Here is a 13,684-nt window from a genome sequence, read left to right as displayed (position 1 = left end):
TCATGTTGCGGCATGGCTTGCCTTGAACCGAAATCATCCGTTATACTGAGGCCCCGTGGTGCTGTGAAAATCGCAGCCGATTCTGGTGGTTTTGGTCAATCCGAAATTCGCATTTGCAACACGGGGAGCATCCGACTCATGGCGCGTTATATCTTCATCACTGGCGGTGTGGTCTCTTCACTTGGCAAGGGGCTGGCGTCGGCAGCGCTGGGGGCCTTGTTGCAGGCACGCGGCTTTTCCGTCCGGTTGCGCAAACTTGATCCCTATCTGAACGTCGATCCGGGCACGATGTCGCCCTTTGAACACGGCGAGGTATTTGTCACCGACGACGGCGCCGAAACCGATCTGGACCTTGGCCATTACGAGCGTTTCACCGGTGTGCCTGCACGGCAAACCGATTCCGTGTCCTCGGGACGGATTTATTCCACCGTGCTGGAAAAGGAGCGTCGGGGCGATTATCTGGGCAAAACCATTCAGGTTGTTCCCCACGTCACCAATGAAATCAAAGAGTTCCTGCACATAGGCGACGACGAGGTCGATTTCATGCTGTGCGAAATCGGCGGCACCGTTGGCGACATCGAAGGCCTGCCCTTCTTTGAAGCGATCCGCCAGTTCAGCCATGACAAACCGCGCGGCCAGTGCATTTTTATGCACCTGACGCTGCTGCCCTATCTGGCGGCCTCGGGCGAGTTGAAAACCAAACCGACGCAACACTCGGTCAAGGAATTGCAGTCCATCGGCATCGCACCCGACATCCTTGTGTGCCGCTCCGAACAGCCCATTCCCGAAAAAGAGCGCGAGAAAATCGCCCTGTTCTGCAACGTGCGCAAAGAAGCGGTCGTGGCAGCCTATGACCTGCCCACAATCTATGACGCGCCACTGGCCTATCACGAACAAGGGCTGGATCAGGCTGTTCTGGATGCGTTCCAGATCAGCCCCGCACCACGCCCCGAACTGTCCACATGGCAGGACGTGTCCGACCGGGTCCATCACCCCGAAGGCGAGGTCAAAGTGGCGATTGTCGGCAAATACACGCAGCTGGAAGACGCCTATAAATCAATCGCCGAGGCGCTGACCCACGGCGGGATGGCAAACCGCGTCAAAGTGCGCATCGAATGGGTGGACGCCGAGGTGTTCGACAAATCCACCGATGTGGCGGCCCATCTGGACGGGTTCCATGCGATTCTGGTGCCCGGCGGCTTTGGCGAACGCGGTACCGAGGGCAAGATTAAAGCGGCGGAATATGCCCGCGTGAACAAGGTCCCCTATCTGGGGATCTGTCTGGGTATGCAGATGGCGGTGATCGAGGCCGCGCGCAATGTGGCGGGTATCGAAACCGCAGGGTCCGAAGAATTCGACCACGAGGCGGGCAAGAAACGGTTCGAACCTGTGGTCTATCACTTGAAAGAATGGGTGCAGGGCAATGCCAAGGTCACCCGCAAGGTCGGCGACGACAAGGGCGGGACCATGCGTCTGGGGTCCTATGATGCGGTTCTCAAAGAAGGCTCGAAAGTGGCCCTTGCTTATGGAACCACCACCATCGACGAACGCCATCGCCACCGCTACGAAGTGGACATCAAGTACCGTGACCAGTTGGAAAAAGCGGGCCTGTGCTTTAGCGGCATGTCGCCCGATGGCCGCCTGCCCGAAATCGTCGAGTGGCCGGACCACCCGTGGTTCATCGGTGTGCAATTCCACCCTGAACTAAAATCCAAGCCCTTTGCGCCACATCCGCTGTTCAAAGATTTCGTGCGCGCGGCGAAAGAAATCAGCCGGTTGGTCTGATCCCGAGGGGCGATGTACGCCTTGGGGTTACAGTGGCTTTTGACTAGAACGCCAGCAGGCAGCCACGCCTTGCGCCCTGCCCCGTCATGCCGCAGAAGGGCTTATGCTGAGCTATCAACACATATACCACGCCGGAAATCTGGCAGATGTTCACAAACACGGCCTGTTGGCATGGATGCTGGAATATCTGACCCGCAAGGACAAACCGCTGTCCTATATCGAAACCCATGCGGGGCGCGCCAGCTATGATCTGGACGCTATTGAAGCCCGCAAAACCGGCGAGGCGGCCCAAGGCATCGCACGGGCGCGCGACTGGTTTTCCCCCGACCATCCCTTTGCGCAGGTTCTGGCGCAGGTCCGCGCCGAGGATGGCCCCCAAGCCTATCCCGGATCACCGATGATCGCCGCGCGTCTGCTGCGCCCCACAGACGCCATCCATCTGGCCGAATTGCATCCGCGCGAACACAGTGCGCTGGACTATGCAATGTCGCCCTATCCGGTCACCTGTCACCAGCGCGACGGCTTCGAGATGGCGCACAGCCTGCTGCCCCCAACACCCAGACGCGGGATGTTGCTGATTGATCCGTCCTATGAGATCAAGGACGACTATGACGAAATCCCCCGCCACATCGCCAAATACACCCGTGCGTGGAACGTCGGCATCGTCGCCTTGTGGTATCCGGTGCTGACCTCGGCGCTGCATGTGCCCATGCTGAAAACCCTGTCAAAAACCTATCCGGACGCCCTGCGCGCCGAGGTCCGCTTTCCGCCCGCCCGTCCGGGGCATGGCATGATCGGATCGGGTCTTTTTGTGATAAATCCGCCCTTCGGTCTGGACGCCGAGGCAAAACGCCTGAAAGATCGCTTCGACCAGCTGTAAAGGGGAAGATGCCGATGGCCGCCAAAGGATACTGGATCGCGCACAACGTGGTGCACGACGCCGAAGCATACAAAAAATATCAGGCCGCCAACGCCGCACCACTGGCCGAATACGGCGGACGGTTCGTGGTACGGGGCGGCCAGCAGATCAACCCCGAAGGATCGTGGAACAGCCGCACCGTGGTCATCGAATTTCCCAGCTATGCCGATGCGGTCGCCTGCTACGAAAGCAAAAGCTACAAGGCAGCTTTGGCCCTGCGCATCGACATTGCCGACGGCAATCTGGTGATCGTCGAAGGCTATGATCCCTAGGGGAACGTCCCTGTGGTGCGGTGCCTGCATCGCACTGGCGGTTGCGCCTGCTGCTGCGGCCTGTGATGCGCCCCTATGCGCGGTCGATCCCGACACGCTGGCGCTGACACAAATCATCACCTTTGATGACCAACAGGCCAGCTTTGGCCCCGGCCGTCATTTGGATAGCATCCTCGACCTTGGCGGCGCGCGTTTTGGCGAACGGTTTTTTGGCCAAGGCGTTTCAGCCTCGGGCACCCACGACAGCGTGCATGGTGCCGCACTTGGTCCCCCGCTTGTTGTGATGGCGGGGGACGCGGGGCAAAATCTGGCGTTGGTCCATATGGGCGGAGCCGCCCGCACGGTGCTGGTGGGGTATGGCACCGCAGGCTTTCCAAAACGCGACGCACAGGGCGAAGGTGCCATCGCGGTGCAGTTTGCCCGCGACCAACCGGCGCTGGCCTTTGATCTGCGTGGTGGCGAAGGCGGCACAGCGCAGGTGATATTTCTGCGCGCCGACGGATCGGCCATCGCCACGCTTCAACTGGGTCCGCTGGGCGAGGACACCTTCGGATTTGCACGCGCCGATAGCATATCCGACATCGCAGGCTTTGTGCTGACAAATTTCGATGTCCAAGGTCTGGCTTTGGACAATTTACGCTTTGGTCCGCCACCTGATCTGGGCTAGGGTAAGGCCATGTTTGAACGCCTCTTTCCCCGCCGTCCCCGTGACCAGAAACCCCTGCCCGAACCAGACGCCCAACTGGCGCTTGGCGCCCTGTTGGTGCGCGTGGCGCTGGCCGACCGCAGCTATACCGTCGAAGAGGTCAGCCAGATCGACCGCATCCTGCAAGCAACCTTCGGGCTGAAACCGCTGGAGGCCGCGAAATTGCGCGCCACCTGCGAGGCGCTGGAACGGCACGCCCCCGGCACCGACGAGTTTGCCAGAATCCTGCGGCAAGAGATCGGCTATGACGACCGCCGTTTGCTGGCCGTGGCAATGTGGAAGGTGGTGATGGCAGACGGGCGGCGCAAAACCTCGGAAGTGCTGTCGCTGCACGAAATCGAAGCAGCCCTTGGTATCACCGACACTGACAGTGCCACGATTCAGGCCGAGGCAACAGGCGCCGCCCCCGGTCACTAAAGCGGGGCATTGGCCTTAGCCGCAACTGCACCTATATCTGCGATATGTTTGCTGATTTCCTCAAACGGCTGACCCAGCCGGAGCCCGCCCAACTGCCCGACACCGACGCACGCCTTGCGCTGACCGCCCTGCTGGTGCGGATCGCACGGTCTGACGGCACCTATGACACCGGCGAAGCGGCCACGATCGACAGCGTGGTGTCGGCCCGATACGGATTGACGCCCGATGCAGCAGCCACCCTGCGCCGCGACGCCGAAGGATTAGAGGCCGAGGCCCCCGACACCGTCCGCTTTACCCGTGCGATCAAGGACGCGGTGCCCTATGATCATCGTCTTGGTGTGATCGAGGCGATGTGGACTGTGGTGCTGGCCGACGGCGAACGCGCGCAAGAGGAAGACGCCGTGCTGCGGCTGGTCGCCAATCTTTTGGGCGTCACCGACCGCGACAGCGCCATCGCGCGCCAACAAGTTGGCGGCGCATGATTGCGACCTTGGGCATGTACGACATGCCTCACGCCCGGGCTGCCAACGACCGCTTGTGGGCCGGTGTCCGCGACGCCCTTGGCTTTGGTCCCGACATGCTGACCCGCGACGCTGACCCGTGGAAAATCTGGCAAGCGTCCGACCTGTTGCTGGCACAGACCTGCGGCATGCCCTATCGCACGCGCCTGCATGACCGCGTGCAACTGGTGGCCACCCCCGATCACCATTTGCCCGACTGCCCGCCGGGCCATTATTTCAGTTATCTGGTCAAACGCCACGACGACCCGCGCGATCTGGCGGCGCTGGCATCCGGTACGCTGGCCTATAACGAGGCGCTGTCGCAATCAGGTTGGGCCGCCCCCGTAAACCACCTTGCGGCACAGGGTCTTACCCCGACCACGTCCCTGCAAACCGGCGCACATCTGGCCTCTGTCGCGGCCGTGCTGGATGGCCGCGCGGATTTCGCTGCAATCGACGCTGTCACCTTGCTGATGTTCGGCGACAATGACCCCAACGCGCGAGCCATGCTCACCGCCTTCGAGCGCACCACGCCCACGCCCGCCCTGCCCTACATCACCGCCACGGGACGCGACCCCGCCCCACTGGCCCAGGCCCTTTCTGCCGCCATCGCAGCGCTGGTGCCTGACGACCGCGCCACCCTGCATCTGCACGGAACGCTCCAGATTCCCGCTGCCGGCTATCTGGCCATCAGAACACCCCCCGCCCCCTAAAGTTCTTTTGGCTGCAAATATCCCGGGGCAGGCGCGCCAGCGCCGGGGGCAGCGTCCCGAAACCGTCGCTGTGAAACGCCCAGTTTCATGGCATATGCCGCTTATCCTTGCGTCAACCGCAGCAGACAGATCACATTGCATGCAAAACCACGTTGCAAAGTGCCTAAATTTTGTCCCTTATACCCTCTAACCTGTCAACCGAGCCCAAAAGGCCAGCCATTGCCTGACACATCACCTGTCATCGAAATCCACAACCTGCACAAAGCCTATGGCGCCCTCGAGGTACTGAAGGGCGTCGATATTTCCGCACCGCGCGGCAATGTGATCAGCCTGATCGGGTCGTCCGGTTCGGGCAAGTCTACGTTGTTGCGGTGCTGCAACCTGCTTGAAGACAGCCAGCAAGGCGAAGTGTTGTTCAAAGGCGAGCCCGTCAAATGGCGTGGTACCGGTTACAGCCGCAGGCCCGGTGACGCGGGTCAGGTTTTGCGCATCCGCACAAACCTTGCGATGGTGTTCCAGCAGTTCAACCTGTGGGCCCATATGACCATCCTGCAAAACGTGATGGAGGCGCCGGTCACCGTGCTGCGCCGCGACCCCAAAGAGGTCGAGGCCGCCGCGCGCGCCTATCTGGACAAGGTGGGCATTGCCGACAAATGCGACGCCTATCCCGCCCAGTTGTCAGGTGGCCAGCAACAGCGCGCCGCCATCGCACGCGCGCTGTGCATGGAGCCCGAGGCGCTGTTGTTCGACGAACCGACCAGCGCGCTGGACCCCGAACTGGAACAGGAAGTTATCAAGGTTATCAAGGATCTGGCTGCCGAAGGCCGCACCATGATGATCGTGACCCATGATATGAAACTGGCCGCTGACGTATCGGACCACGTGGTCTTCCTGCATCAGGGCCTGATCGAAGAAGAAGGGCCGCCTGACACATTGTTCGGCGCACCCTCATCAGAACGACTGCGCGGGTTTCTGTCTGCAACCCACGCCGCGTAACCAAAAAAACCAAACGGGAGTTAACTTTATGAAAAAGATCATCCTTGCATCCGCCGCTCTGGCAGTCAGTGCCGGCTTTGCCATGGCCGACGCCCACGGCAAAACCATCCGCATGGGCACCGAGGGCGCCTACCCTCCGTACAACTTCATCAACGACGCCGGTGAAATCGACGGTTTTGAACGTGAACTGGGCGATGCGCTGTGCGAACGCGCCGAACTGACCTGCGAATGGGTCAAGAACGACTGGGACAGCATCATTCCCAACCTTGTGTCAGGCAACTACGACACCATCATGGCAGGCATGAGCATCACCGACGAGCGTGATGAAGTCATCGACTTTACCCAAGACTATTTCCCGCCCACCGCATCGGCCTATGTTGCCGCAGCGGAAGGGGTGGACGTCAATGACGCCATCGTGGCCGCACAAACTGCAACCATTCAGGCGGGCTACATCGCTGAAAGCGGCGCGACACTGGTTGAATTCGCAACGCCAGAAGAAACCGTTGCAGCCGTGCGTAACGGCGAGGCCGACGCGGTATTTGCCGACCGCGACTATCTGGTGCCACTGGTCGACGCATCCAATGGTGAGTTGGTGTTCGTTGGCGACGATATCCCCTTGGGTGGCGGTATCGGCATGGGTCTGCGTGAAAGCGACACCGAGCTGAAAGAAAAGTTCGACGCTGTCATCACCGAGATGAAAGCAGACGGTACGCTGAACACCATGCTGAAAAAGTGGTTCGGCGACGAAACCGCGACCTATTGATAAAGCATCAGGGCGGGGAAACCCCCGCCCTGAACTCCCATGTTTTCATATTGCACTGATCCCTCGACATTGGGCACGCTGCCCTGGTTCTCCTGTTTTCTGACAACAGGGGTTCATATGTCGTTCTATATGTCCTTCCTCAAAGTGCTGGGCCTGTTGGCCGTTACTGCCCCTGTTGCGCTGGCTTTCGGATTCCTTGGGGCAATGGCCGCGCGGACCAGCTTCACGCCCCTGTCTTGGCTGGGAAAAGGCTACATCGCCGTGGTGCGCGGCGTGCCGGACATTGCGTTTTTCCTGTTCTTCGTGATCGCGCTGGACCAGTTGTTTGAATACACCCGCCACCGCGTTCTGTGCCCCGGGTGGGACCAGCCGGTGCGTCAGGGCAATGATTTTATCGTGTGTCAGGCGGCCAAGCTGCCTTTGGGCAGCAGCCCCGAGTGGATGCACGAAACCTATGCTTTCGGCCTTGCTGTCATAACCTTTGCCATCGTCTTTGGCGCCTTTGCAGCCAATGTGCTGTTTGGTGCAATGCGGGCCGTTCCACGTGCGCAGCTGGAAACCGGCGAAGCCTATGGCATGACCCAGCGTCAGACCTTCTGGCGCATCCTAGTGCCGCAAATGTGGGTCTTTGCCCTGCCCGGCCTGTCGAACCTGTGGATGGTGCTGATCAAGGCCACGCCGCTATTGTTCCTGCTGGGCATCGAAGACATCGTTTATTGGGCACGCGAACTGGGCGGCACCAAGACACCGGCCTTTACCAGCTATCCGCATAGCGACTGGCGAATGTGGTATTTTCTGGCCTTGCTGGTGTTCTATCTGCTGATGACCAAAGTGTCTGAAATCCTGCTGGGCCGCCTGATGGCGCGACTGACGCGCGGACAGGCAACCGCTGGCGGCGAAGCCCAAAGGAAAGCGGCATGAGCTGCATCGAGACCATTCAGTCCTACGCCTTCCGGTCGCTGGGCTTTGGCGAACGGCTGCTACCGCGTTCTGATTTCACCTTATGCGAACAGGTCACGCTGATCGGGTCCGGGATGATCTGGAATGTCTATTTCGGCGTCTGCGCACTGCTGACCGGATTTTTTATGGCCACCCTACTGGCCGTGGCCAAGGCATCGCCGCGACGTTCACTGCGCAAGCCTGCGGAATGGTTCATCTTCATATTCCGGGGCTCGCCCCTATTCATCCAGTTTTTCTTTGCCTACTTCCTGTTTTTGTCGCTCAAAAATGTCTCGCCGGTCTTTACCAACTTCACCGCCGCATGGTTGGGGGCGCTGATCGTTCTGTTTTTGAACACCGCAGCCTATACCGCCGAAATTTTCTATGGCGCGTTGCAATCCATCCCCAAAGGCGACACCGAAGCGGCCGACGCTTACGGCATGTCGGGCTGGCCACGCTTCCGGCGGATCATCTGGCCGACGATGCTGCGGCTGGCATGGCCTGCCTATACCAACGAAGCGATCTTTCTGTTTCATGCCACCACGCTGGTGTTCTTCAGCGGCTTTCCCGCATGGCAACAACGCGGCGACGCGCTGTATTACGCCAGCTATTTCGCGGACAAGACCTTTAACCCCTTTGTGCCTTACCCGATCCTTGCAGGGTATTTTATCCTGCTGACGCTGGTGATTGTCGCCCTGTTCGGGGTGATCAACAAACGGCTGAACCGGCATCTGCCTGCGAACACACGCACGCGGCTGAAATTCCGGATGAACCTGATCCGCTAGGACCGCTTTAAAATTGATCTAAAACAGGCCTCTTGACGACCTGCGCAAACTTTTGATCAAATTACATAGACTTTCCACCCCTGGCAGGGCTATTCAGTAGCTGAATAATTTGAGAGCACTCATGGACAACTGGCTGAAATCCAATCCCGACATCCGCGCCATCCGCGTTGCGGCTTCAGATCTGAACGGACAACCGCGCGGCAAACGCGTGCCTGTGCGCTTTGCCGACAAGGTCATCGAAGACGGCACACGCTTTCCCATGTCGGTGATGAACCTTGATATCTGGGGCGAAGACATCGACGACAGCCCGCTGGTGATGGAAAGCGGCGATCGCGACGGCGTGTTGAAGCCCACCGATCGCGGCTTTGTGCGGATGCCGTGGCTGGACACCCCCACAGGGCTGATGCCGATCTGGATGTTCCACGAAGACGGCCGCCCCTTCGAGGGTGATCCGCGTCATGCGCTGGCCGCTGTGCAGCAACGCTTTACCGATCTGGGGCTGACGCCTGTGGTTGCGGTTGAACTGGAATTTTTTCTGATCGACGACTCGGGCCGTGATCTGCGGGTGCCGGTCTCGCCTCGGTCCGGCAAGCGCCGCGTGGCGGGCGAAATCCTCAGCCTGCGGGCACTGGACCAGTTCGACCAGTTCTTTACCGAGCTTTATGACGCCTGCGATTCGATGGATATTCCCGCAGACACCGCCATTTCCGAGGCAGGTCTGGGCCAGTTCGAGATCAACATGATGCACCAGCCCGACGCGATGAAAGCGGCAGATGATGCGTGGTTATTCAAGATGCTGGTCAAAGGATTGGCGCGCAAACACGGCTTTGCCGCGTCGTTTATGGCCAAACCCTATGAAGACTACGCGGGCTCCGGTTTGCATATGCACTTTTCGGTTCTGGACAAGGACGGCAAGAACATCTTCAACGACGGGACCGAACGCGGGTCGGACGCGCTGCGCTTTGCAGTGCAGGGCTGTCTGGCTGCGATGCCCGGTTCGACGCTGATCTTTGCCCCGCATCACAACAGCTTTGACCGGCTGGTGCCCGGTGCCCACGCACCCACCGGCGTGGCATGGGCTTATGAAAATCGCACGGCGGCCATCCGCGTGCCATCGGGTGCCGCTGCCGCGCGCCGGATCGAGCATCGTCAGGCGGGCGGCGACGTGAACCCCTATCTGTCGGTTGCTGCCGTGCTGGGGGCCGCCCTGAACGGTCTGGAAGACCGGATCGAACCGCCTGCGCCGATTACCGGCAACGGCTATGATCAGGATCTGCCGCAGGTGCCCGGAAGCTGGATCAAGGCCATCGACACTTTTGAAACCAGCCCCGAGATCGCCCGCATCTTTGCCCCCGGCCTGATCCGCAACTTTACCATGACCAAACGCCAAGAGGCCAAATACATGGAAGAGTTGAGCCCCGACGAACGGGTCGAAATTTATCTCGATACCGTGTAAAAGAGAAAATGGCGGGGGATGCATATGCGCGACCCCTGCGCAAATTTGATCAAATCAGGTGACCCATGAAGATCGGCATTCTGCAAACCGGCCACGCCGCAGCGGAAGTACTCAAAGACCACGGCGACTATGACGCAATGTTCCACCGACTGCTCGGGGGCCACGATCTGGATTTCGTGACCTTCGATGTGGTGGATATGAAATTTCCCGACAGCCCCCAAGACGCAGACGGTTGGCTGATCACAGGATCAAAGCACGGCGCCTATGAAGATCTGCCGTTTATCCCCCCGCTTGAAGCCTTTATCCGCGATATCCGCGACGCAGGGCAGCCGCTGATTGGTGTGTGCTTTGGCCACCAGATCATCGCGCAGGCCTTGGGCGGCAAGGTTGTCAAATACGACGGTGGCTGGTCGGTGGGGCGCACCGAATATGACATGCACGGGGCCAAGATGGCGCTGAACGCATGGCATCAGGATCAAGTCGTCGAAGTGCCCCCCGGTGCCCGCATCGTCGGTGCCAGCGATTTTTGCGCCACGGCGGCGCTGTTGTACGGTGACAAAATCTGGTCGATCCAGCCGCATCCGGAATTCGACAGCGGTGTGATCGACGGGCTGATCCGTCACCGCGGCCCCGGCGTCGTGCCGGACGCGCAGTTGCAAGACGCCGCCAGCCATTTGAAAGACGCAGACAACAGCGCCGAAATCGGCACATTCATGGCCGAATTTTTCAAGAAAGAGAGAACATAATGGCCGATAAAAGCTGGTTGGAAAACCTCCCCGAAGCTGCACAGGCCTATCTGGAAGGCCGCCGCCTTGATGAAGTGGAATGTATCGTATCGGATCTGCCCGGAATTGCCCGCGGCAAGGCGGTGCCTGCGTCGAAATTCGTCCGACAAGATTATTTCCACCTGCCCGACAGCATCTTTTTCCAGACCATCACCGGCGACTGGGGCGAAGCGGCAGGTGCCGACGGGTTTATCGAGCGTGACATGATCCTGCGCCCCGACATGGACACCGCCACCGCCGCCCCGTGGACGGGCGATTGGACGTTGCAGGTGATCCACGACGCCTTTGATCGCGACGGCAATCCTGTACCGTTCAGCCCGCGCAACGTACTGAAACGTGTGGTGCAACTGTACCGCGACAAGGGATGGGAACCGGTCGTGGCTCCCGAAATGGAATTCTATCTGGTGGCGCGCAACATCGACCCAGCCAAGGAAATCGAGCCGATGATGGGCCGCTCGGGTCGTCCGGCTGCTGCGCGTCAGGCCTATTCGATGACAGCAGTGGACGAATTCGGCCCGGTGATCGACGACATCTACGATTTCGCCGAGGCACAGGGTTTCGAGATTGACGGCATCACCCAAGAGGGCGGCGCGGGCCAGTTGGAGATCAACCTGCGCCACGGCGATCCAATCAAACTGGCGGACGAAGTCTTCTACTTCAAACGTCTGATCCGTGAGGCCGCATTGCGCCACGACTGTTTCGCCACCTTTATGGCCAAACCCATCGCGCAAGAACCCGGATCGGCCATGCACATCCACCATTCGGTGCTGGACGCCAAGACCGGCGACAACATCTTTTCCGACGCTGATGGTGCCGAAACGCCCGAATTCTACCATTTCATCGCAGGTTTGCAGAACCACATGCCCGACGCGCTGGCGGTGATGGCCCCCTATGTGAACAGCTACCGGCGCTATGTGAAAGACCACGCAGCACCGATCAACCTGGAATGGGGCCGCGACAACCGAACCACGGGCATCCGCGTACCGCTGTCGTCGCCTGCCGCGCGGCGGGTGGAAAACCGCATCGCGGGCATGGATTGCAACCCTTATCTGGGGATCGCTGCTTCGCTGGCCTGCGGCTATCTGGGTATGGTCGAAGCGACGCAGCCCAAGCCGGAATTCAAGGGCGATGCCTATGAAGGCGAGGGCGACATTCCACGCGATATGGGACAAGCGCTGGAAGGGTTCGATGCTGCCGATAAATTGCAAGAGGTGTTGGGGCAGGACTTTGGCCGCGTGTATTCCATCGTGAAACGTGCCGAATATGACGAATTCCTGCAAGTCATCAGCCCGTGGGAACGCGAACACCTGCTGCTAAACGCCTAACGAAAAGAGCCGCCCCCGTGAACCTGCTTTATGCCAATGATACCTTCGGAACCTATCCCGATAGCTGGTACGCCGCGACTGCAAATGCCCTGCCCCCCTTTGCCCCGCTGAAAGGCGAGACCAAGGCGGATGTCTGTGTGGTGGGTGGCGGCTATACCGGCCTGTCGGCGGCGCTGCATCTGGCCGAAGCGGGCCGCGACGTGGTGCTGATCGATGCGCAGCGTGTGGGATTCGGCGCATCCGGTCGCAATGGCGGGCAGTTGGGGTCGGGCCAGCGGGTCGAGCAGCCCAAGCTGGAAAAGATGGTCGGCCTTGATGCTGCGCGCAAGCTGTGGGATTTGGGAGAGGATTCCAAGCATCTGGTCAAAAGCCTGATTTCCAAACACCGGATCGACTGCCACCTGAAATCCGGCATCGCGTGGAGCGCGTCGGACAAGTCGGATGTCGCAGGGTTGCACGACTATGCGGCGCATATGGAACGTGTCTATGGATGTGCGATCGAGACCTTCGACGCAGCGGGTTTTGCTGAAAACATCTGCCCCTCGCCCGACTATTGCGGCGGTATTCTGGACAAGGACGCCGCACATCTGCACCCGTTGAATCTGGCGTTGGGGCTGGCGCGGGCCTGCAAGGCGGCGGGCGTACGGATATTCGAAGGCTCTGCTGCCCATCACATCGACCACGGGGCCAAGGCCACCGTGCGCACGGACGGCGGCCGGGTGGTGGCCGATCATGTGGTTCTGGCCTGCAACGGCTATCTGGGCGGGCTTGAACGCAAGACGGCGGCGCGGGTCATGCCGATCAACAATTTCATCGCCGCGACAGAACCGCTTGGCGCTGCTGCCAAAGATGTGCTGCGTCGGGACGTGGCCGTGGCCGACAGCCGCTTTGTCGTCAACTACTTCCGGCTCAGCCACGATGGCCGCCTGCTATTTGGTGGAGGCGAAAGCTATGGCTACAAGTTCCCCGCCGATATTCCGGCCAAGGTACGCGCGCCGATGTCTGTGGTGTTCCCGCACCTGAAAGACGTGCGGATCGACTATGCTTGGGGCGGTACGCTGGGCATCACCATGAAACGCCTGCCCTATCTGGCGCGGGTCGCGCCCAATGTGCTGTCTGCGTCGGGCTATTCCGGTCACGGACTGGGAACGGCCACCCATGCAGGTCAGTTGATGGCGCTGGCCATTCAGGGACAAAGCGACGGGTTTGATGCGATGGCCGCGATCCCCTCGGTGCCCTTCCCCGGCGGACCTGCAATGCGCGCCCCCCTGCTGGCGCTGGCGATGACATGGTATGCGTTGCGCGACCGTTTAGGCGTCTGAC

The 13,684-nt window shown here is 60.2% G+C and carries 15 protein-coding genes; all 15 read left to right on the top strand.

Annotation, left to right across the window (positions count from 1 at the left end; all coding sequences use genetic code 11):
• Positions 1-138 precede the first annotated feature (138 nt).
• The gene (locus SULPSESMR1_RS04030) at positions 139-1,785 is read left to right on the top strand and encodes a CTP synthase (protein WP_089419665.1); all 1,647 of its coding nucleotides are present in this window, start codon (positions 139-141) and stop codon (positions 1,783-1,785) included.
• Positions 1,786-1,888: 103 nt separating this feature from the next.
• Complete coding sequence (locus SULPSESMR1_RS04025) at positions 1,889-2,665, top strand: 23S rRNA (adenine(2030)-N(6))-methyltransferase RlmJ (protein ID WP_089419664.1); 777 nt, start codon at positions 1,889-1,891, stop codon at positions 2,663-2,665.
• A 14-nt stretch (positions 2,666-2,679) separates the two neighbouring features.
• Positions 2,680-2,976 carry a DUF1330 domain-containing protein gene (locus SULPSESMR1_RS04020; RefSeq protein WP_421086544.1) on the top strand — a complete coding sequence of 99 codons (297 nt, stop codon included), beginning with the start codon at positions 2,680-2,682 and terminating at the stop codon, positions 2,974-2,976.
• Positions 2,966-3,643 (top strand): hypothetical protein, encoded by a 678-nt coding sequence (locus tag SULPSESMR1_RS04015; RefSeq protein ID WP_089419662.1) that lies wholly within the window; start codon positions 2,966-2,968, stop codon positions 3,641-3,643. Before SULPSESMR1_RS04020 ends, SULPSESMR1_RS04015 begins: the two co-directional genes overlap by 11 nt.
• Positions 3,644-3,652: 9 nt before the next feature.
• On the top strand, positions 3,653-4,099 hold the full coding sequence (locus tag SULPSESMR1_RS04010) for a TerB family tellurite resistance protein (RefSeq protein WP_089419661.1): 447 nt from the start codon (positions 3,653-3,655) through the stop codon (positions 4,097-4,099).
• Positions 4,100-4,143: 44 nt separating this feature from the next.
• Positions 4,144-4,581 (top strand): TerB family tellurite resistance protein, encoded by a 438-nt coding sequence (locus SULPSESMR1_RS04005; protein ID WP_089419660.1) that lies wholly within the window; start codon positions 4,144-4,146, stop codon positions 4,579-4,581.
• Complete coding sequence (locus SULPSESMR1_RS04000) at positions 4,578-5,312, top strand: phosphate/phosphite/phosphonate ABC transporter substrate-binding protein (RefSeq protein ID WP_089419659.1); 735 nt, start codon at positions 4,578-4,580, stop codon at positions 5,310-5,312. The genes SULPSESMR1_RS04005 and SULPSESMR1_RS04000 overlap by 4 nt, the downstream gene beginning before the upstream one ends.
• Before the next feature lie 219 nt (positions 5,313-5,531).
• Complete coding sequence (locus SULPSESMR1_RS03995) at positions 5,532-6,308, top strand: ABC transporter ATP-binding protein (protein ID WP_089419658.1); 777 nt, start codon at positions 5,532-5,534, stop codon at positions 6,306-6,308.
• Between the two features lie 28 nt (positions 6,309-6,336).
• Positions 6,337-7,071 (top strand): transporter substrate-binding domain-containing protein, encoded by a 735-nt coding sequence (locus SULPSESMR1_RS03990; protein ID WP_089419657.1) that lies wholly within the window; start codon positions 6,337-6,339, stop codon positions 7,069-7,071.
• Positions 7,072-7,110: 39 nt separating this feature from the next.
• Positions 7,111-7,992: an ABC transporter permease gene (locus SULPSESMR1_RS03985; protein ID WP_089419656.1), complete on the top strand. Its 882-nt coding sequence runs from the start codon at positions 7,111-7,113 to the stop codon at positions 7,990-7,992.
• Positions 7,989-8,795 (top strand): ABC transporter permease, encoded by an 807-nt coding sequence (locus SULPSESMR1_RS03980; RefSeq protein ID WP_089419655.1) that lies wholly within the window; start codon positions 7,989-7,991, stop codon positions 8,793-8,795. The genes SULPSESMR1_RS03985 and SULPSESMR1_RS03980 overlap by 4 nt, the downstream gene beginning before the upstream one ends.
• 121 nt (positions 8,796-8,916) lie before the next feature.
• Positions 8,917-10,251 (top strand): glutamine synthetase family protein, encoded by a 1,335-nt coding sequence (locus SULPSESMR1_RS03975; RefSeq protein ID WP_089419654.1) that lies wholly within the window; start codon positions 8,917-8,919, stop codon positions 10,249-10,251.
• Positions 10,252-10,316: 65 nt separating this feature from the next.
• Positions 10,317-10,997 (top strand): type 1 glutamine amidotransferase, encoded by a 681-nt coding sequence (locus SULPSESMR1_RS03970; RefSeq protein WP_089419653.1) that lies wholly within the window; start codon positions 10,317-10,319, stop codon positions 10,995-10,997.
• Entirely contained in the window at positions 10,997-12,361 is a 1,365-nt protein-coding gene (locus SULPSESMR1_RS03965) for a glutamine synthetase family protein (RefSeq protein ID WP_089419652.1), read from the top strand. Before SULPSESMR1_RS03970 ends, SULPSESMR1_RS03965 begins: the two co-directional genes overlap by 1 nt.
• 17 nt (positions 12,362-12,378) lie before the next feature.
• The gene (locus SULPSESMR1_RS03960) at positions 12,379-13,683 is read left to right on the top strand and encodes an NAD(P)/FAD-dependent oxidoreductase (RefSeq protein ID WP_089419651.1); all 1,305 of its coding nucleotides are present in this window, start codon (positions 12,379-12,381) and stop codon (positions 13,681-13,683) included.
• Position 13,684: the final 1 nt, after the last annotated feature.

Source organism: Pseudosulfitobacter pseudonitzschiae, assembly GCF_002222635.1.
Taxonomy (GTDB): Bacteria; Pseudomonadota; Alphaproteobacteria; order Rhodobacterales; family Rhodobacteraceae; genus Pseudosulfitobacter; species Pseudosulfitobacter pseudonitzschiae_A.
Note: the sequence above shows the minus strand (reverse complement) of the source record. Positions and strands in the feature narration are given on the sequence as shown.